The following is a 20,790-nucleotide window of genomic DNA, read 5'->3' as shown; positions in this document are numbered from 1 at the left end:
CTTAGCATTCGGGGCTTTTGATGTTTAGTTTTTGTTTTCGTCTTTATTGCCTTGATCAATTTTATTATCTTTATCCTTGTCTTTGCCCTGATCGTTATCAGAATTACCGCTACTGTTTGCCGAAGGTGTTTCACTTTCTTCTTCTTCAGTTGGGTCTTCCGGTACATCGATTGGGTCTTCTTCAACAGCCGGTTCTTCTTCGACTACAGGTTCTTCTTCAGCCGGCTCTTCAACAGCCGGCTCTTCTTCGACCGGTTCTTCTTCAACGGGCTCTTCTTCGACAGGCTCTTCTTCAACCGGTTCCTCTGGTTCTACTTCTGGTTCTTCTTCAGGTTCTTCGGGAGCGGCAGCAACTTCGACTACAGTCGACGCTGGGTCACTACGCTGAGTATCGTTAACTGCAACGACTCTGAAGGTATATGTTTTTCCTTCTTCTAAACCATTATACGTATAAGATTTACTTGATGAAGTAGTAAGAACTGAACGAGATCCATCTACTTCAACAGAAACTTCAAATGATACATTTTTATCACTTGAATCCCATGAAAGTTTCGCAGAATTCCCATCAACTTTAGCTCGTAAGCCAGATGGTGTCTTTAAGTCTTCAACTACATAACGTTGCGATACTGAATTGGGTTCTGTGCCACGTGCAAATAGTTCTGAACTTCTCATATTGTAAGGCGTAAAAGCACTAGCCAGTTTTAATGGATCAGAACCAACTTCAACTACTTGTTCTGTAACAGAATCTGGTTGTTCAAAGCTAGCTGTTTCAGGTGAAGAGATTTGTGACATAACATTTTTGAACAAACGCTGAGCAAGTAAACGCTCGTCTGATGCTGTGTCAATTGGTGTTTTGCGATTAGGATAACCGCTCCATACAGAAATTGAATAATCTGTTGTGAAACCAGCAAACCAAACATCTGGTGCAGAGCTTGCATCTAGACCATAATCTGTAAGGTTATCGGCTGAATAATTTGTTGTTCCAGTTTTTCCTGCCAAATCCAAACCGTTAATAGCAACTTCCTTGCCTGTAGAACCTGGTGTATTCAAATCTACAACGTCTCTAAGCATATCGGTTACCATATAAGCGGTGCTGTCTTTCATCGCTTGTACAGGTTCAGGCGCAACAATTTGTTCAGTTGAACCGTCACGGAAAACAATCTTTTTAATAGTGTGAGGCTTAGTAAAAGATCCCTCGTTACCAAAAGCAGCGAAGGCACCTGCCATTTCAACAGTTGAAATATTTTTTTCCGGTGAGCCAAGGGCTGCGGATTCATAAACATTTCCGAAATCTAATCCTAATTTTTGAGTGAATTCTTCAGCATTTTCCATCCCTACTTCCTGCAAGGTTTTAACTGCAGGAATATTACGTGAGCGGTAAAGTGCTTCGCGAATTGTCATTGTTCCTAAAAACTCTCCGTCGACATTGCGGATTTCTTGATCATTATCATTATAAGAATAAGGTTCGTCCACGACAGTTTGACCCGTAGACCAATCCAAGTATTCGATAGCAGGGCCATAATCTACTAATGGTTTAATCGTTGACCCTATCGGGCGATCTTTTGATGTGGCGTAATTATGACGGACGTCACCGGTATAATCACGTCCGGCACCGATTGCGCTAATTCCACCTGTTTTCGTATCAATCACTGTCATAGCTGATTGAACTTCTTCATCAAAAAACAAATCAGAAGCCATTGCATCATTTACTTTTTCCTGAACATAAGGCTCAAGTGTCGTGTAAATTTTTAAGCCTTCATCTAGCGAGTAATCGCCATCTAAAACTTCAAGTTCATCTTCCACCAGTTCCATAAACGCCGTATATTCAGCATTTGGAACTTGTTGCTGACGGTTTTCTTCAGCTACTAGCGAGTCATCAAGAGTAGCTGCACGTGCTTGTTCTTTTTCTTCCGTAGTAATTTTACCGTGTTGCTCCATTAAACCTAACACGATATTACGACGTTCTATAGCACGATCTGGATTTTTAAAGGGATTATATCCATTCGGGCTTTGTGGCATTCCGGCCAATAATGCAGTTTCAGCTAAGCTTAATTCTTTAAGAGGTTTACCATAAAAATATTCTGAAGCTGTTCCAAAACCATAAATATTTCCAGACATCAAAATCTTATTGAAATACATCTCGAAGATTTCTTCTTTTTCATACTCTTGTTCTAATTTATAAGCTAAATATGCTTCTTGTGCTTTTCGTTTTAAGGTTTTGTCATTTGTTAAAAATGAATTTTTAATAACTTGTTGGGTAATTGTACTAGCACCTTGAGAACCAAAGCCGCCGGTAATATTGGCGATAACAGCTCCACCTAAACGAATAACGTCGATCCCGGAATGTTTATAAAACCGATTATCTTCAGTTGCTAAAATAGCAGCTTCCATCGCTTTCGGGATGTCTTCGTAATTTACATACTCACGATTCTCGGCAGTAATATAAGGAATTTCTGTTTCGCCATCTGCCGCATAGAAAGTCGGACTAATGGGATCGCGTAGCAACTCTTCGTCAATTTCTGGTGCACTGCTTGCATAATAGGCAAACATAGAGGCACCGAACACAACGCCAGCTAAACCTATAATTACCATCGCCAAAACGATGCGTTTAATCCACAGGAATACAGGGGATTTCTTTTTCTTCTTATTGCTGTTTTTCTTTTGGCGTTCGATTGCTTTACGGCGTTCTTCACGCGAAATTTGTTTGTCGCTCAAGATCGGTTCCTCACTTTCGTATACATACTGTTGCTTAAAGCTTGTCTAAAAGAGGCAGGTAGTCAATGCGTGGAAATGCGCCAGGTGTAATTTCAAAGGAAGTATTTTCGATTTCTTGTAAAGTAACCGATTTTCTTCCACCTGCCATCATTCGGTTCCAAAATACCTCAAGTTCTTTAAATGGCATGATAAAATACCGCTGCCATGAAGAAAAGCGGATAATCATAAACGCTGTTCCATTTTGTTTTACTACGCTAGACATGTGATGAATTTGATGGTCATGAATATTCTGCAATGGGAAAGAAGTTTTGTTTTGTGTTTCTTTTGCTTCAAAGTCAATATATCGACCATTCCAAACACCATTATAATCGGTAGTGGATGGAGCTTGGAAATAGGCTTCACGAATGACCGCAGCACTTCTTGAAGGGTACTCCACTTTAACGATTTGAAGAGGTACTGGCTTTTTGTGAATAACAGCTAATCCCAATTGAAGGTAATAATCATTGGTTTCATTTAATTCGTCCTCTAGTGTCTTACCCCGATTGCTAAAGGATAAATCCTTTTTCTTTTTAGGGGCAACTGTTTGTTTGGCAGGTTGATCTTTTGGCGGAATGAATTTTTTTCCGTTCGGGTAATTGATTGCCATTGTGATACACCTCGCTTACTCTATCATATCACAAGCTTTTAGACGACTGATAAGATGAAAGGTTTCAACAATTTGAAACCTGTCTATTCGCTGTATACTTTAGAAGAAATCAGCTTTAGATATTCTTATAATAGCTGATTTTTTTAGCTAATCAAAGTGTAAGGAATGTCTGTTCGATAAAAGTCGTGTCGATTTAGTGGATATGATAAACTAAAGGCAATGGAGGGATTGCAAAATGACAGTTAGAGAACTCTCTTCTACATTATTTGATGAATGTGGAAAATGCTTGGACCGGTTTTACGAAATGCGTGAAATGGACGCGGTCCCTGATTTTTATGAAGACGTTAAACCATATGCCGATATTTGGCACGCTAAAATAAATGAGTGGCAAAAAGAGTCACTAATCTATATTCAACAAGAACGACCAAAATATGTGCACAAGCCGCAAATTGATACGGCGGCAGAAGGCATGACCCAGTTTTTTGTGCAAAGTTTTTATAAAGAAACGAGCAAAAAACGCTTTATCCAAACGATTCAAGCGGCACAATATACGTTACAAACATTTATTATGGCTATAGATGAAAAGAGCAAATCGCATGATTAGAAGAAAAACTTTGCCTGTTTTGATGGAAGAATGGAAAACAGAACCGGACATGATGGAACGCATTGTCCATTGGCATACGAGACAAGAAAAACCGGCACAATACGCTGATTTTCCACCGGAGATGCACGCGAGCTTAAAAGCAGCACTTCGTAAAAAAGGAATTGAGCAACTTTATACGCATCAACGTGAGGCGTTTGATTTAGCAGCAGCAGGGAATTCATTCACTGCTGTGACACCTACTGCATCAGGAAAATCATATTGCTATCACTTACCTGTATTGCACAAGATTTTAAATGACCCGGGTGCACGAGCGCTTTACCTGTTCCCGACAAAAGCATTAGCACAAGATCAAAAAAGTGATTTACACGATTTGATCGAAAAAACAGAAGAAGAAATTTTGTCTTACACATATGATGGCGATACATCACCGGCTATTCGTACAAAGGTGCGGAAAGCGGGGCAAATCGTCATGACCAATCCAGATATGTTGCATTCAGCAATATTGCCACATCATACAAAATGGGTTTCTCTTTTTGAGAACCTTCATTATATAGTCATTGATGAGTTGCATACGTACAAAGGGATTTTCGGAACGCACGTAGCTCACGTAATTCGTAGACTAAAACGGATTTGTGAGTTTTATGGCAGCAACCCTGTCTTTATTTGTACATCCGCGACAATTGCCAACCCAAAAGAACTAGCAGAAAACTTAACGAATAGTACACATAAGTTAATTGACCAAAACGGTGCACCGTCTGGGAAAAAGCATATTGTGTTTTACAACCCACCAATTATTCACCCAACGTTTGGTGTTCGGAGAAGTGCGATTCTTGAAGTTCGTGATTTGGCTACTCATTTAATTAAAAACGGCATCCAAACCATTGTCTTTGCGAAAAGTCGAGTGCGCGTAGAGATGTTGGTCACGTATTTACAAGCCGTTACTAAAATGAAGCTACAAGACGACTCGATTAAAGGTTACCGAGGAGGCTATTTGCCGACAGAGCGTCGGGCTATTGAAAAAGGTCTTCGTGATGGCTCGATTCAATGTGTCGTATCTACCAATGCATTAGAACTTGGTGTTGATATTGGTCAACTGCAAGCATGTATTATGACGGGCTATCCAGGGAACATTGCAAGTGCTTGGCAACAAGCAGGACGCGCAGGTCGTCGTCAAGACGAATCACTCGTTATCTATGTTGCGCAATCTACAGCTCTCGATCAATACATTATTAACCATCCTGAATATTTATTGGACCAGTCTCCAGAAGAAGCACGCATTCATCCGGAAAATATTATTATATTAATGGACCATTTGAAATGTGCTTCTTTTGAATTGCCGTTTAGAGTTGATGATCAGTACGGAGAATTCGAAGTGCAAGAACTTCTCGAATATTTACAAGAAGAAGGAGTGCTTGTGCGGACTTCAAATCGCTGGCATTGGATGAGTGACCGCTTCCCAGCGCACGATATTTCTCTACGTTCAGCGTCACAAGAAAATGTGGTCATCATCGATCAATCAATCCCAGCGGATACGCGTGTAATCGGTGAAATGGATCGCTTTAGCGCCATGACCTTATTGCACGAAGAAGCGATTTATTTGCATCAAGGCACGCAATTTCAAGTGGAAATTTTGGACTGGGAAGAAAAGAAAGCATACGTCAGAGAAGTGGACGTGGATTATTTCACGGATGCCAATTTGGCAGTCGAATTAAAAGTAATGAGCGAAGACAAAGATAAAATGATGAACAAATCAGAAGTTTTCTATGGAGACATTGCTGTGCTAGCCATGCCAACCATTTTCAAAAAAATTCGATTTGATTCGCATGACAATATTGGTTCAGGACCGATTTCCTTGCCTGCAGAAGAACTTCATACTTCTTCTACATGGTTGAGCTTCTCAAAACCTGAAGATTTTTCGGAAGCGGAGCTGTCGGACACCATGACCGGAGCAGCTTACGCGATCGAGTCGTTTATCCCAATATTCGTTCAGTGTGACCGTCGTGATGTTCACGTTGTACCTCAAGTGAAATCGCCGCATAATGACATGCCAACATTTTTCATTCACGATTCTTATCCTGGAGGTATTGGGATTAGCGAACGAATTTATGACTTATGGAAACCGCTGTTGGATAAAGCCCAGCAGCATGTTTCAGAATGTCCATGTCTTGACGGATGTCCATCGTGTATCGGAGCACAAGATGCCGCTATCAGTATGAAGAGTCATGTCATCCGACTTTTAGATGATCTTCGCAAAGAGAGGTGAAGAACGATGTCGTTTGAAAGCAAACTTCTTCAAATGAAAGGCATGTTGAAAAACAAACCCACAAAAAAACAACAACCGAAACGAGCTGAGCGTCCACTCCACGAAGAAAAGTGGAGAGATATAGGACTTGAACTTGTTGAAAATAAGTTTGGCTTTGTTTTTCAAAAGAAAATCACTTATCCGTTTACAACTCGTCATGGATCGGTCATGCTCAGTGAGCTAGATCATGTGTTAGAAGCATGGGGAAAAACAGATTTTGACCATCCATTCAAACTAAACGCACAAGACCCTCTTGTATTTTTCGATACGGAAACAACAGGCCTTAGTGGAACCGGTGCGTACATTTTTTTAATTGGGATTTTAGTGAAAAAGAGCGATCATTTTGAAATGATGCAGTACATCATGCCAGATCCTTCTCACGAGGCGGCATTTCTATACGAGACAGGATTATGGAAAGCGGACGATCCAATTATTTTCTCCTATAACGGGAAAAGCTTTGATTGGCCGCAACTGACTTCTCGGTGGACGATGCACCGACAAGATTTGCCGAAATTACCTGTGCCGCGTCAAATCGATTTGTTTCATGGCACGAAACGCATATGGAAAAATGAGTTGGCACGGATGAAGCTAAGCACTATCGAAGAAGAAAAGCTCGGATTTGTACGTCAAGGCGATGTGCCCGGGTATTTAATCCCTGCCATTTACTTAGATGCCGTAAAAAGCGGCTTTCCAGATGGGCTGGCAAAAGTTCTTTATCATAATGAACTAGACATCTTATCACTGGTGTCGTTGTATGTGCTGTCTTCTAATTTATTGATGGAAGATATGGAATCTGAAACAAGTGGAGCTTATACAAATATCGGAAAATGGTATGCGGATTTAAAGCAATATGACCAAAGTGCAGCCTATTTAGAACATGTAACGACTGACCGGGGAGCTTCATCCGCATTTGCGCGTTATTTACTAGCCATTCAGAAAAAACGTGCTGGTCAACATGAAGTGGCCGTCCAACTATTTAAAGAAGCAGCCCCGCATTTGCGTGGAAGCATTGAAATAGAAGCGTGGATTCATGCAGCAAAACTTTACGAGCATCAATTGCGAGACTTAGACCAAGCAGCTATTATGGCCGGATTTGCAAAAGAAGCTAGTGAACATACAAACGTACGCCAGTCACTCGTGGCAGATATTAACAAAAGACAAGCCCGTTTAGAAGAGAAAAAGCGAAAAAAAACCCTTCAAGTTCAAGAAGACTGAACACGGAAAATGTGCCGTATGCTATACTTAATAAAAGGTAGTTTTTTATGGAAGGACGATTAAAATGGACAATAAATTTACATCTAAGGATATACTAGAAAAAGATTTCAAAACAGCGATGCGCGGTTACAACCAAGATGAAGTAGATCATTTCCTAGACGAAGTTATCCAGGATTATGAAGCTTTCACAAAACGAATCGAACAACTTCAAAATGAGAACCAACGTTTACGTACAGAGTTAGAAAACTCACCGAAAAAACAAACAACACCAGCACCTGGCACAACAAACTTTGATATTTTGCGCCGTTTATCACATTTAGAAAACCATGTATTTGGCAACAAATTAGACAATAATTAAAACAATTGTTTTCTATGCTCAAATAACGTATACTTAATAAGCCATTTGAAATTCTGGCAATCGCTCTGGCGTCTTCGCCGGAGAGGAAAGTCCATGCTCGCACGGTTCTGAGATGACCGTAGTGATCGCGCTCAGTGAAACAATAAGCTGAGGCAGCTAGCAATAGCTGACGGCGGGTAGAACGCCTAAGTCTTCGGATATGGCCGAAATACCCTGAAGGTGCCACAGTGACGGAGCTGTATAAGAAATTATACAGGTGGAACGAGGTAAACCCCGTGAGCGAGAAACCCAAATTATGGTAGGGGCACTTTTCTGAAGGAAATGAACTGATGAAGAGGCAGGTGCAAACTTGCAGATAGATGATTGCTGTCCACTAGTACAAGGCGCAAGCCGTTTGAGTACGTGGAAACAAAACATGGCTTATAGAATTTCTCATGGTCTTAAAATGCTTATTAAAGGCTCTCCTGTCGGGGAGCTTTTCTTCATATTATGATATAAATAAACAAGTTAGACTGATATAATTTAATCTTTTGAGTAAGCTTTAGGCGTTTATATCTAGTGCTAAGCAATTTCTTAATTTATTTTAATAGTATCAGTATGAAAATTAGAAAAAAAAGCGAAAGGCGGCGACTCCAGCGGGATAGCGAGACAGCCGAGACCCCGCAAGGAGCAGAGCGACTGAGGAGGCTTGGCGCTCGCCCGCAGGAAAGCGTCCGCCTACAGCGATTTCTGTAATACGTATTTAATTTTAAAAATCTAACGATTAAATGAACACTGAAAGCTGAAATAGTGAATAACTGGAGAGGGAGTCATTATGACAACATTTAAATTGCTCGCAACAGCTGCAATGGGACTTGAGTCAATTGTCGCTAACGAAGTAAAAGAACTAGGATACGAAACAGAAACAGAAAACGGCAAAGTATTTTTTGAAGGAAACGAGCGAGACATTGCCAAAGCCAACTTATGGCTACGCACTGCTGACCGTGTAAAAATCATCGCTGGTGAATTTAATGCCTATACATTTGACGAATTGTTTGAACGGACAAAAGAAATCGAATGGGAAAAATACCTTCCAGTAGATGCTGAATTTCCGGTACAAGGGAAATCAGTTAAATCGACCTTACACAGTGTGCCAAACTGTCAGTCTATCGTTAAAAAAGCGATTGTTGAACGTTTGAAAAAAGCATATCACCGTAATTCGTTTTTAGATGAAACAGGACCGCGCTTTAAAATTGAAGTATCGATTTTAAAGGACAAAGTTCAACTATCAATCGACACAAGCGGAGCAGGGTTGCATAAACGCGGCTATCGTTTGGACCAAGGGGAAGCGCCATTAAAAGAAACACTTGCTGCGGCACTGGTGAAATTATCTAGATGGACGCCAGACCGTCCGTTCGTAGATCCTTTCTGCGGATCAGGGACCATCGCAATTGAAGCTGCGATGATTGGTCAAAATTTAGCACCCGGCTATAACCGTGATTTTGATAGCGAAGAATGGCCATGGATGGGACAAAAACTGTGGGATGAAGTTCGCGAAGAAGCAGAAGAATTAGCGAATTATGATCAGCCACTAAATATAGTAGGAACAGACATCGACCATCGCATGCTGAAAGTCGCAGAAGAAAATGCGCGTGAAGCTGGCTTTGCGGACTTGATCCATTTTGAACAGCGTCAAGTAAAGGATTTTGTAGCAACTGAAGAAAACGGCGTAGTTGTTGGTAACCCACCTTACGGAGAACGTATTGGTGAAATTGAAGTCATCGAAGAAATGATTGCTGATATGGGTCGTGTATTTGCGAAACACCCAACATGGTCAGTATATATGCTGTCATCGATGGGTCGTTTTGAAACACTTTACGGTCAACCAGCTACAAAAAAACGCAAACTATTTAACGGATTTATCCGTACGGATCTTTTCCAATTCTGGGGAGAACGTTCTAAAAAATAAATGAGACGAAACGGAAGGGCACAGGCTCTTCCGTTTCTCTGTGAGGAGAGTATTATGAGACAACCACTACCATTTGCATTAACAAAAGATAAAACTTTCTTTGAATCACTCAATGACTGGATTGGTGATGTATTTTACGATGAACTTCCTGAAAAAGGCTATGATCTTCGTGATGAACAAATTTTCATGTCTTTTCAAATCGAACAGGCGTTAAAAGAAAAATCGGTTTTATTTGCTGAAGCAGGAGTTGGAACCGGGAAAACGATGGCGTATCTGTTACCGGCTATTGCATATGCTCGCTATACTGGTAAACCAGCACTTATTTCATGTGCGGATGAAACTTTGATCGAGCAATTGGTCAAAAAAGGTGGAGACGTTGACCGTTTAAATGATTTGTTTGATTTGAATTTAGATGTTCGTTTGGCAAAATCGCGAGATCAATATTTATGTCTTCAGCGTTTAGAAGGCGCAAAAAAACGCATCGATGAAGATTTTGTGTTTGATATTGAAGATAGCTTGCCGGAATTTGTCAATAAGACATACTCCATGCAAAATACTTATCCTTACGGAGAGCGCTCAAGCTATCCAGAAGTAACAGATGAAGAATGGCAGCAAGTCAATTATCATCCAATTCAAAACTGCAATGCTTGCGAATTGCGAAACAAATGCGGTCAAACGATTCACCGCAATCATTACCGTCAAGCCACTGACTTGGTTATTTGTTCACATGATTTCCTAATGGAGCATATTTGGACGAAAGAAACACGTAAACGCGAAGGACAAACGCCTTTGCTTCCTGAATTCTCTCAAATAGTGTTAGATGAAGGTCATTTACTAGAGTTTGCGGCACAACGTGCATTGACGTATGAAGTGCAAGAAAGCACATTGCAAGATGTGACAGAAAGCATTCTTTCAGATGGTATGCGTGAAAAAACATTAAACATGATCGAGCAAACAATCGATCTTCACAATGACTTTTTCCGCTTGTTACGGATCCATACAGTTAAAAGTGACGAAGACCGTAAAGCAATTACAAAAGATCCAGAATTGGTCAAAGTCGGCAATATGCTGGTGCGTCACATTGATTTGATGTTAGAGGAATTTGTTTTTGAAGGCGAGCTTTTCACAATTCCTGAATATGAATTGCGTTTAGCTGAAGAGTATTTCGAACAATATATATTCTCAATGCGTTTGTTTGTAGAAGAAGGCGACGCTGTAACGTGGTTAGAAATCAAAGATGAAATTGAGACGCTTGTTATTATGCCACGCTTAGTTACGGATATATTAGATGAAAAATTATTTGATGGGAAAATTCCAATCATTTTCTCTTCAGCTACTTTATCGATTCAAAAAGATTTCACGTACTTGTCAGATAGCCTTGGAATCGATAAATTCCAATCGTTCTCTGTGCCATCTCCATTTGAGTATGAAGATGTGATGAAAATCTTTAAGCATCCTTTAGAACAACAACAGAAATTTGAACGCGTCTATGACTTGTTTAGCTCAGGAGACCAAACGCTTGTTTTATTCACATCAAAAGTAGATATGGATAATTTCAAAAAATCACTTCCTTTGGACCATCAATATGCCATTGAATTTGAAGGAGACCGCGAATTATCAACGGTCGTCAAAGAATTCCAACAAGGGAATTTCCAGATTTTGTGTTCATATCACTTATGGGAAGGGTTAGATTTACCTGGTGAAGCATTAACAAAAGTAATTATCGTTGATTTGCCATTCCCACCAAAAGATCCAGTTTTTGATGCGAAACGGAAATTTAGTAACAACCCATTAGAAGAAATTGACTTGCCTTTCATGCAGCTTCGTATTCAACAAGGAATTGGACGTTTGATTCGTTCTTCAAAAGATTATGGAGAAATTCATTTATTGGTGAACGAAGAAGAACTGCGTGTCGAGCATTTATGGGAAACTATCTTGCCCGTCCCTGCTGAAAATTTTTAAGTGAGTCGTATCGCTATGATACAATGGTCTCATTAAGCATAGGGGGGATTTAGTTGTCACTTGAAAAACGTTTTACCGAACATTTTAATAAAATCAAAGGTTATGAAGAGGCAATCGCTTTGTTATTTTGGGATTTGCGTACGGGTGCTCCAAAAAAAGGAGTGGAACTACGCTCTGAAACAATTGGCACCTTATCTGCAGAAGTTTTTAGCTTATCAACGTCAGATGAATTTGGCGAACTGCTTACTTCTTTAGAAGCGGATCAATTAAAAAATCCAATTATCCGTCGATCAGTAGAAGAAGCGCGAAAAGACTATGATTTGAGTAAGAAAATTCCTCCTGAGGAATATAAGAAGTTTGTTATATTAAAATCTAAAGCTGAGTCTGTATGGGAAACAGCAAAGGAAAATTCCGATTTTTCGCTATTCCTTCCTTATTTAGAAGACTTGGTCAGCACAACCAAAAAAATGGTTGGCTATTGGGGAGAGAAAAATGGTAGTACGTACAATACACTGCTTGACCAATATGAACCTGGTATGACCACAGAAATATTAGATGAAGTGTTTGGCAAGCTTCGCGAGCGTATTGTGCCTTTGGTACGAAAAATTGCAGCGTCCCCGAACAAACCAGAGACGGCATTTTTATACGAGCATTTTTCAAAACAGGCACAGCAAGATTTTAGCCGTGAAATGTTAGAACAACTAGGGTACGATTTTGAAGCAGGACGTCTAGACGAAACCGTTCATCCGTTTATGATTTCAATCAACCGTCAAGACATTCGCGTGACGACTAAGTACGATGAAAGTGACTTCCGAACAGCTGTATTTGGCACAATTCACGAAGGCGGACACGCGATGTATGAGCAAAACCTCGGAGACGACTTAGCAGGATTACCTATAGAAACAGGTGCTTCGATGGGCATTCATGAATCACAGTCGTTGTTTTGTGAAAATTTTATCGGGCGCAATGAACATTTTTGGCAGAAAAACTTTGATTTGTTGAAAGACTACGCTCCTGATCAATTTGCTTCTGTTGAATTGGTAGATTACGTACGCGCAATTAATGAATCTAAACCATCATTAATTCGCATCGAAGCAGATGAATTGTCGTATGCATTGCATGTTATGGTACGTTACGAGCTAGAAAAAGGGTTATTTAACGGAGATCTAAAAGTTAGTGATTTACCACAGTTGTGGAACGATAAATACGAAGAGTATTTAGGTGTACGCCCGTCAAACGATGCAGAAGGTGTGTTGCAAGACGTTCACTGGGCAGGCGCAAGCTTTGGGTATTTCCCGTCTTACGCACTTGGTTATATGTATGCAGCGCAATTCAAAAACGCTATGCTAAAAGAGTTGCCAAATTACGATGAATTGTTGGCAGAGCGTAACATCACTCCAATTCGCGAATGGCTAACAAATAACATTCATCAGTATGGCGCTTTTAAAAAGCCTATGGATATTTTAAAAGATGTGACTGGCGAAGGTTTGAATCCAGATTATTTAGCGGACTATCTAGAAGAAAAATATACGAAGATTTATCAACTAAACGAGTAAGCAGAAACCGCCGTGATAATTCACGGCGGTTTCTGCTTGTAGACAAAAGAATATTTACTCATTTTTTTGTATGCATGTGGGATTCTTCACACCTAGTGGACGCTTTCCGCGGACTCCGTGCTGAGCCTCCTCGTCGCAAGCTCCTGCGGGGTCTCACCCCTTCGTTTTTCCGCAGGAAAGTCAGTGACCGAAGGGACTTCGGGCAGTGGCTTTGCGACGAAGCTAGCGCAGCGATGCAGGAGCATATCTTTGCACTTCGCCACTAGGTGCTCCGAATCCAGGAGTGAGTAGGAAAAATCTTTTAACACGTTATTTATATGGTGAAGCGCACTAAAGAATCTCACTTTGTTTGTAGCAAGAAGCCTTCAACTGGGCTGGTCCACGAAGACTCCTGTGGGAGAGCGAAAGCTGAAGACCCCGCAGGAACGTCAGTGACGAGGAGGCTGAAGCTGAGCCCACGGAAAGCGAAGTGGCCAGCCCGGTTGAAGAGTATGCATCATTATTCAGTTTAATAAGACTTTGTCTACAGTCTGACCGCCGTGGTAATTCACGGCGGTTTTTTTGTAGTTTATAGAACAGGACAAATAGCGAATGTTGTGACTATAATAAAAGTGGAGGCGATTATACATGTTGAAATCATTTAGTTTAGAAAATAAGACAGCTATCGTAACAGGTGCTGGTAAAGGTATTGGCAAAGCAATCGCAATGGCGCTTGCAGAAGCGGGAGCCAATGTTATGTTAGTAGCAAGGACCGAATCAGACTTGCAGCAAACACAACAAGATATAAACAATAACCGAACAACTTACATAACAGCAGACATTACAAAACGCAGTGACATTCAAGCAGCAATCGACAAAACAGTCGAACATTTTGGAGCGCTTGATATTTTAGTGAACAACGCAGGGATGAATATCAGGTCTTCGTTAGCCGATGCCAATGACGCAGAATGGCATCAAATTATGGATACGAATGCACAAAGCGTCTTTATGTTTTCGCAAGAAGCTGTGAAAAAAATGGCTAGTGGCAGTTCGATTGTTAACATTAGTTCGGTCGGAGGCGATCGCGCATTAAAAACAGGTGTGATTTATGCGGCATCTAAAGCGGCTATTATTCAAATGACAAAAGTCATGGCAATGGAATGGGGACCGAAAAACATTCGCGTCAATGCTATTGGGCCATGGTACTTTAAAACACCGTTAACAGAAAAGATTTTAAGTAACCCTGAATATCTAGATTCGATCCTCGCAGTGACACCGATGAAGCGTGTCGGAGAATTACCGGAAGTAGCCTCACCAGTTGTTTTTTTAGCATCAGATGCGGCAAGTTATATTACCGGACAGACACTTTTTGTCGATGGTGGTATGTCAATTCACGGATTTTCATAAGAAACGCAACATCCTTCTAAAATTTGGGAAGGATGTTTTTCGTTGACCCATAAAAATGATATGATAGAGAGCAGTAAGCGGAGAAGGAGATTTCGAAATGACAGTTGTTGATCATAAACAAGAATTACTTGAAACGGCACATCTCTATAAGATCTTCAAAGAAAATGAAGACACAGAGCGTGAAGCCAAAGCGCATTTATTTGCAAAAAAAATCTTAAAAAATAATTTCATTATTGGATTTGCCGGACATTTTTCATCCGGTAAGTCATCTATGATCAACGCATTGACTGGCGAGACCTTATTGCCATCTAGCCCGATCCCAACGAGTGCGAATATCGTGAATGTCCAAAAAGCAGATACGGATTTTGCTATCGTTAATATGCGCGATGAAAAACCGGTTTACTTTCCTGAGAATTACGATTTTAACGCGGTTAAGGAATTTTGCAAAAACGGTGATGTCACACAAATCGATATCGGACACCAAGCATCGGTTTTGCCTAAAGGCATAACGGTCATGGATACACCGGGAGTCGATTCCACGGATGATGCGCACCGCATGTCGACCGAGTCAGCTCTTCACGTAGCGGATATGGTGTTTTATGTGATGGACTATAACCATGTTCAGTCTGAATTGAATTTTAATTTTACGAAAGAATTACAGAAATACACCGAACTGTATTTAATCGTTAACCAAATTGATAAGCATCAAAGCAGTGAAATGAGCTTTGAAGATTTTCAACAATCGGTTCATGATTCGTTCGCGGCATGGGGAGTCGTTCCAAAAGGCATTTTCTTTACGTCGTTAAAGGATTTTGATTTTCCTGGAAACGATTTTGATCAAGTTAAAGAACTTGTTTCGTCAACGATGAAAAACTGGAAAGGTCATATGGGGTCAGCTTCTGAATCAGCCTTGAGCCAGTTAAAAGACGAACACATCAACTATTTAGAAGATGAAAAACAAGAATGTTTACTAGCTTTTTCAAACGTTCTGGATCCGGAAGAATGGGAAATGCGTGAGGATTTGAAAAAAGAGAATGCGTTAGTTTCTCGTAGAATGTCCGTCCAGGATTTTGAAAACTGGCAGGCGAAATTTGAAAAGAGCCGCAAAGAATTACTTGAAAACTCGAATATTATGCCTTACGAATTACGTAATGCACTAACAAGTTACTTAGAATCTGTGCAACCGAATTTTAAAGTCGGTGTGCTATTTAGTGGCAAAAAGACAGAAGAAGAACGACAAAAACGACAACTAGAAGTGGACGAACGACTACAGACGACAGTATCTTCTCAAATTACCAATCACTTAAAAAAGTTGATGAAGTCTTCGTTAAAAGATGCTGGAATATTAACGGACAGTGAATCGTTATCCATCGACGACATGACTTACCAGGTGCCATTTTCAGTTATAGAAGAACAAGTTCCAACAGGCGCTTCTGTGACTGGAGACGCGGTATTGAATTTTGCAAATAGCATTTCAACAGGTGTTCAGCGCTGGTTTATCCGTGAGACAGATGGCTGGAAAAAAGCACAAGAAGAAAAGTTTGAAGGATTGACGGATGACGCCAATACAGAAATTGATATGAAAGCACAAACCTTGTCTCAAAAAATGCTCGCGATCCAAACACTTGAAGAAATGGAAAGCAAAATCGACAAAGTGAAAAAGTCTTATTCGGCAATGCTACCAAAACAAAAAACAGCAGCGGAAGAAAAAGTTGATCAATGGCTAAGTGAATTTGAAGTTTCTATAGAAGAAATGACTGAATTTGATCCTGCAATGCTTGAAAAAGATGACCAACAACAAGAAGAGCAAGAACAACAAGCTTACTCAATGGAAGTGGCGTCATTTGATGAAGTAGCTGTACTCGAGCGTGCCAATCGTACAGCAGAAGTTATTGATCCAATAAAAGGATTTGCGGAAACTGCCGCTTATTTAAAACGAAAAGCGGGTCGTTTAGAAGGACAAGAATTCACCATTGCGTTGTTTGGAGCATTTAGTGCGGGGAAATCGTCATTTTCGAATGCGTTGATGGGGGAAACAGTACTACCAGTATCGCCAAACCCGACTACGGCGACGATTAACCGAATTCGTCCAGTAAGCGAGCAACACCCACACGAAACAGCAGATGTTCGACTAAAAACGCGTACGCAAATGACAGAAGACGTTCAAAATTCTTTCCAAGCTTTAGGCGTGCAAGTCACTTCATTAGAAGATGCTTTTGACAAGTCATCAAAACTACCAGAAAATACACCAACAGAACAGCAAGTTCATAAATCATTTATCACCGCCTTTAACAAAGGATATCCAGATTTCAAAGATCGTTTAGGTGAAACTCTTCGGACAAATCGTGAAGAATTTGGCTTGTATGTGGCGAAAGAAGAAAAAAGCTGTTTTGTTGATGAAATCGATTTTTATTACGATTGCGAATTAACACGTAATGGCGTCACGCTTGTGGATACTCCAGGAGCAGATTCGATTAATGCCAGACATACGAATGTTGCTTTTGAGTATATTCGTAACGCGGATGCGATTTTGTTCATTACTTATTACAACCATGCTTTTGCACGCGCTGACCGAGAGTTCCTGATTCAGCTTGGCCGAGTAAAAGACGCATTTGAAATGGATAAGATGTTCTTTGTCGTGAATGCGATTGATCTTGCGAATGACGAGGAAGAAAAAAATTCAGTCGTTACGTATGTAAAAGATGAATTGCAACGTTTTGGCATTCGTTTCCCACGCTTATTTGGTGTATCAAGCTTACTAGCGCTACGTGACCGAGAACATTCAGGTATGCCGCAATTTGAAGAAGCCTTCCAGCATTTCTTAAAAGAAGAGCTAAAAGGAATGGCTGTTCAATCGCTCGCAGAAGAAGAGCAAAAAGCTGTCGATCGTTTCCGTAGCTTAATTGAACACACGGAAAAGAACTTATTGCGTAAAGACGAACGACTAGAAGAGCTCAAACTTCTTGAGCAGCAGTTACGTAAACTTTTCGGAGCATCAATTGCCAAGTTATTAGAACGTGAAGCTCTTCAAGAATTGGATGAGTTGCTGTATTACGTTAACCAACGCGTTTTTTATCGTTTTAATGACTTTTTCAAAGAAGCTTTTAATCCTTCGGTCTTTTCCAACAAATCAGCACAACAAGCTTTGAATACAGCGTTGCAAGAGTTAAATGAAATGACAGGATTTGATTTTCAACAAGAATTGCGCGTGACGAATTTCCGACTCGCTCAGTTTATCGAAAAGAAATTAGACTCTCGCTTTAAAGAAGACACCAGCAAATTGAAAGAGCAGAATTCAGACTTCTCTTTTACACCTTATGAAGTGCAAGAAGCAGGTTCTGTCGAAATTTCAAAACCGTTTGTAAATGCTGATTATTCGTCGGTTAAATCGTATTATAAAAACAATAAGAGCTTTTTTGAGAAAAATGAAAAAGAAAAAATGCGTGATGCGTTGCAAGAGTTAATGGAACCTGATGCGCTCCGTTATTTGGAGCAAGAGAAAAAAGAATTGAGCAACTGGGCAACATTTTGGATTGAGCAAGAAGCAGAAGGATTACGTCAACACATTCTACGTCAAGCTGTCGATCAGATCGATTCGGAGCGGACGTTGCTGCAACAATCTGAGAAATTAGCACAATGGAAAGAGCTGTATTCAAATTTGATGAACGGAAGGGTGTAGACGATGTCAGTATTTATCGAAACAACGGATACCGAAAATCATAAATGGATTGATGCACGGTTCGATTTGAAAGATTCTACTGTTGGTAAGAAAATGTACGAAGAAGAGCATGTGGCAGGAGCTGTTTTTTGGGATCTAGAAAAAGATATGTCGGATATGGCTGCCCGCACGGGGCGGCATCCAATGCCTTCTGACGAACAACTAACGCAATTGGTTAGATCAAGTGGTTTAAGCTTGGAGGATTCTATTGTACTTTATGACCAAGGCGGTTCGCCTTATGCTGCACGCGCTTGGTGGTTATTGAAATACGCAGGATTCGAAAATGTTCACATCAGTCAACAAGGATTTGATGCATTAAAACAGCGCGGTGTTGCGGTTTCTAGAGACATTCCAGCGATACAAGCATCTACTGTTACACCAAACTTTGTTCATGATATCTTTGCTGACCAAGCATATGTTAAGAATGTCATTAGCGGGGATGAACTAGGTGTACTAGTTGATGCACGTTCAGCAGCACGTTTCGCAGGGCTTGAAGAACCGATTGACCCAGTTGCTGGACGCATTCCAGGAGCACGTAATTTAGACTGGGCACAGTTTGTGTCAAAAGGGGAATTCCAGTTTAGTAAAGATATTAGTACTGTAGTTCAAAAACACGAACCTACTGTTGTTTATTGCGGCAGTGGGGTTACAGCAGCAGCACTTTATGCCATTATGGCTGAAAAAGGCTATGATCAGTTAAAACTTTATATGGGAAGTTTTTCAGATTGGATTACAGACGCTGAAAATGTTGTGGAATATGACCGAGGTGAACATCCTGAAGCAGCAGACGATCAAACAAAAGCGATTCTAGCAAAATTGATCGAAGAAGGCTATTCAGGTGAAATGCTGATGAAGAAATTCCAATATGAAAAATCATTATTAGAAGAAAAATAAAAAATTCCAACAGCAGAAATTGCTGTTGGAATTTTTTTAGGTTTTAAGATCTGTATGACGTGACAACAACACTCGAATAATTTGATGGTTTTCCATCTCACGTACAGTAATCGTATGGTGCGGCAATTCGACCGATTCACCTTCACCGATATCCGTATTTTTTAATTGAATCCAACCACCAATCGTATCAACGTCTTCGCTATCATCAAACTCGATGGCAAAACGATCTTCCAAATCGGATAAAAGCACCCGTCCATTCAATAAATAATTATTGATATCAACGGCTTTAATCTCGTCGCGTTCGTCTTCATCAAACTCGTCTCGAATCTCTCCGACAATTTCTTCTAAAATGTCTTCCATTGTAATGACACCAGCCGTTCCACCGTATTCATCAACAACAATGGCCATATGAACATGCTCTTTTTGCATTTTCAACAAGACATCTTGTATTGGTGCCATGTCATGAACAAATGGAATATCATGAACGACAATGCTGTCATTTAAATCTTGTTGGTACGTGTAATTGGTCAGCATTTCTTTAACGTTGATAAACCCGAGAATGTCATCCTTGTCCCCTTTTTCAGTAACAGGGTAACGTGTGTATTGATGGTCACGAACAATCTCCATTAAATCGTCATGGCTCATCTCAAGTGAAATGGTCTCCATTTGTGTTCGTGGCAACATGATATCTTTTGCCAATCGTTCATCGAAAGAAAAAATGTTCTGCATATACGATAATTCCGTTTGATTGATTTCTCCGCTATGATAGCTTTTTGTCATGATGATTTTCAATTCTTCTTCTGAGTGAGCTTGCTCATAAGCTGCAGGTTCGATACCAAAAGCGCGTAACAGCAATCTGGCTGAGCCATTCATCAAATAGATAAACGGCGCGAAAATCACCCCGAAAAAATGAAGAGGGCCAGCAAAGATAAAGGCCATTTTCTCTGCATATTGAATAGCTAGCGTTTTAGGTGCCAATTCGCCAATCACTACATGTAAAAAGGTAATCATACTAAATGCGATAAAAAAAGAAAAAATCGATGCAGTCGGTCCTTCGATTCCAAAGTTATCAAAAACCGGATACAAGAGCCGTTCTACAGTTGACTCACCTAGCCAACCAAGGCCAAGCGCTGTTACGGTAATCCCTAATTGGCAAGCAGATAAATAATAATCCAAATTGCTAATGATTTTCTTCGTCAAGTTGGCATTTTTATGCCCTTCTGAAACGAGTTGATCAATACGGGACATTCTGACACGAATAATTGAAAACTCCGATCCAACAAATAAAGCGGTCAGCCCGATTAAAAGCGCGACCATAAACAAATTGAGAATGAGTATACTGTCCAATTCGTCCCTCCGACTAGGAGGGTTCACCTCTGCTTTCTATAAGTAAAAATAGTATAACATAAATGAAAGTGCTTTTGCTTTAGGGATGAATCATTGAAAATTCAATCTAAACGTATTGAATGCAAGAGCGATTAAACTT

Annotated in this window: 13 protein-coding genes and 1 other RNA gene; 11 read left to right on the top strand and 3 right to left on the bottom strand. The window is 40.3% G+C overall.

Going from position 1 to position 20,790, the window contains the following annotated elements:
* Positions 1-24: 24 nt before the first annotated feature.
* Positions 25-2,715: a penicillin-binding protein 1A gene (locus BBI08_RS10025; RefSeq protein ID WP_065528052.1), complete on the bottom strand. Its 2,691-nt coding sequence runs from the start codon at positions 2,713-2,715 to the stop codon at positions 25-27.
* A gap of 34 nt (positions 2,716-2,749) precedes the next feature.
* A complete protein-coding gene (gene recU, locus BBI08_RS10020; protein WP_065528051.1) occupies positions 2,750-3,361 on the bottom strand; it encodes a Holliday junction resolvase RecU in 612 nt (203 codons plus the stop codon).
* A 235-nt stretch (positions 3,362-3,596) separates the two neighbouring features.
* Between recU and BBI08_RS10015 the strand changes: the two genes are divergently transcribed.
* The 11 genes from BBI08_RS10015 to BBI08_RS09965 all read left to right on the top strand — a co-directional run bounded on the left by BBI08_RS10015 (position 3,597) and on the right by BBI08_RS09965 (position 19,304).
* The gene (locus BBI08_RS10015; protein WP_008497759.1) at positions 3,597-3,965 is read left to right on the top strand and encodes a YppE family protein; all 369 of its coding nucleotides are present in this window, start codon (positions 3,597-3,599) and stop codon (positions 3,963-3,965) included.
* Positions 3,958-6,228, top strand: a complete 2,271-nt coding sequence (locus BBI08_RS10010; protein ID WP_008497758.1) for a DEAD/DEAH box helicase — start codon at positions 3,958-3,960, stop codon at positions 6,226-6,228. Before BBI08_RS10015 ends, BBI08_RS10010 begins: the two co-directional genes overlap by 8 nt.
* Before the next feature lie 6 nt (positions 6,229-6,234).
* A complete protein-coding gene (locus BBI08_RS10005; RefSeq protein ID WP_065528050.1) occupies positions 6,235-7,482 on the top strand; it encodes a ribonuclease H-like domain-containing protein in 1,248 nt (415 codons plus the stop codon).
* A 64-nt stretch (positions 7,483-7,546) separates the two neighbouring features.
* The gene (gpsB, locus tag BBI08_RS10000) at positions 7,547-7,840 is read left to right on the top strand and encodes a cell division regulator GpsB (protein WP_008431066.1); all 294 of its coding nucleotides are present in this window, start codon (positions 7,547-7,549) and stop codon (positions 7,838-7,840) included.
* A gap of 48 nt (positions 7,841-7,888) precedes the next feature.
* Positions 7,889-8,268, top strand: an RNA gene (rnpB, locus tag BBI08_RS09995) — RNase P RNA component class B.
* A 386-nt stretch (positions 8,269-8,654) separates the two neighbouring features.
* A complete protein-coding gene (locus tag BBI08_RS09990) occupies positions 8,655-9,788 on the top strand; it encodes a THUMP domain-containing class I SAM-dependent RNA methyltransferase (RefSeq protein ID WP_008497756.1) in 1,134 nt (377 codons plus the stop codon).
* Between the two features lie 54 nt (positions 9,789-9,842).
* Positions 9,843-11,750 (top strand): ATP-dependent DNA helicase, encoded by a 1,908-nt coding sequence (locus tag BBI08_RS09985; protein WP_065528049.1) that lies wholly within the window; start codon positions 9,843-9,845, stop codon positions 11,748-11,750.
* 53 nt (positions 11,751-11,803) lie between these two features.
* Entirely contained in the window at positions 11,804-13,306 is a 1,503-nt protein-coding gene (locus BBI08_RS09980; protein WP_065528048.1) for a carboxypeptidase M32, read from the top strand.
* 627 nt (positions 13,307-13,933) lie between these two features.
* On the top strand, positions 13,934-14,692 hold the full coding sequence (locus BBI08_RS09975) for an SDR family NAD(P)-dependent oxidoreductase (protein ID WP_008497755.1): 759 nt from the start codon (positions 13,934-13,936) through the stop codon (positions 14,690-14,692).
* A gap of 97 nt (positions 14,693-14,789) precedes the next feature.
* The gene (locus BBI08_RS09970; protein WP_065528047.1) at positions 14,790-18,371 is read left to right on the top strand and encodes a dynamin family protein; all 3,582 of its coding nucleotides are present in this window, start codon (positions 14,790-14,792) and stop codon (positions 18,369-18,371) included.
* 3 nt (positions 18,372-18,374) lie between these two features.
* Complete coding sequence (locus tag BBI08_RS09965; protein WP_008497754.1) at positions 18,375-19,304, top strand: sulfurtransferase; 930 nt, start codon at positions 18,375-18,377, stop codon at positions 19,302-19,304.
* A 36-nt stretch (positions 19,305-19,340) separates the two neighbouring features.
* Here BBI08_RS09965 and BBI08_RS09960 read toward each other — a convergent pair whose 3' ends face one another.
* On the bottom strand, positions 19,341-20,651 hold the full coding sequence (locus BBI08_RS09960) for a hemolysin family protein (RefSeq protein ID WP_065528046.1): 1,311 nt from the start codon (positions 20,649-20,651) through the stop codon (positions 19,341-19,343).
* Positions 20,652-20,790: the final 139 nt, after the last annotated feature.

Origin of the sequence: Planococcus halocryophilus (assembly GCF_001687585.2) — a bacterium.
GTDB lineage: Bacteria > Bacillota > Bacilli > Bacillales_A > Planococcaceae > Planococcus > Planococcus halocryophilus.
Note: the sequence above shows the minus strand (reverse complement) of the source record. Positions and strands in the feature narration are given on the sequence as shown.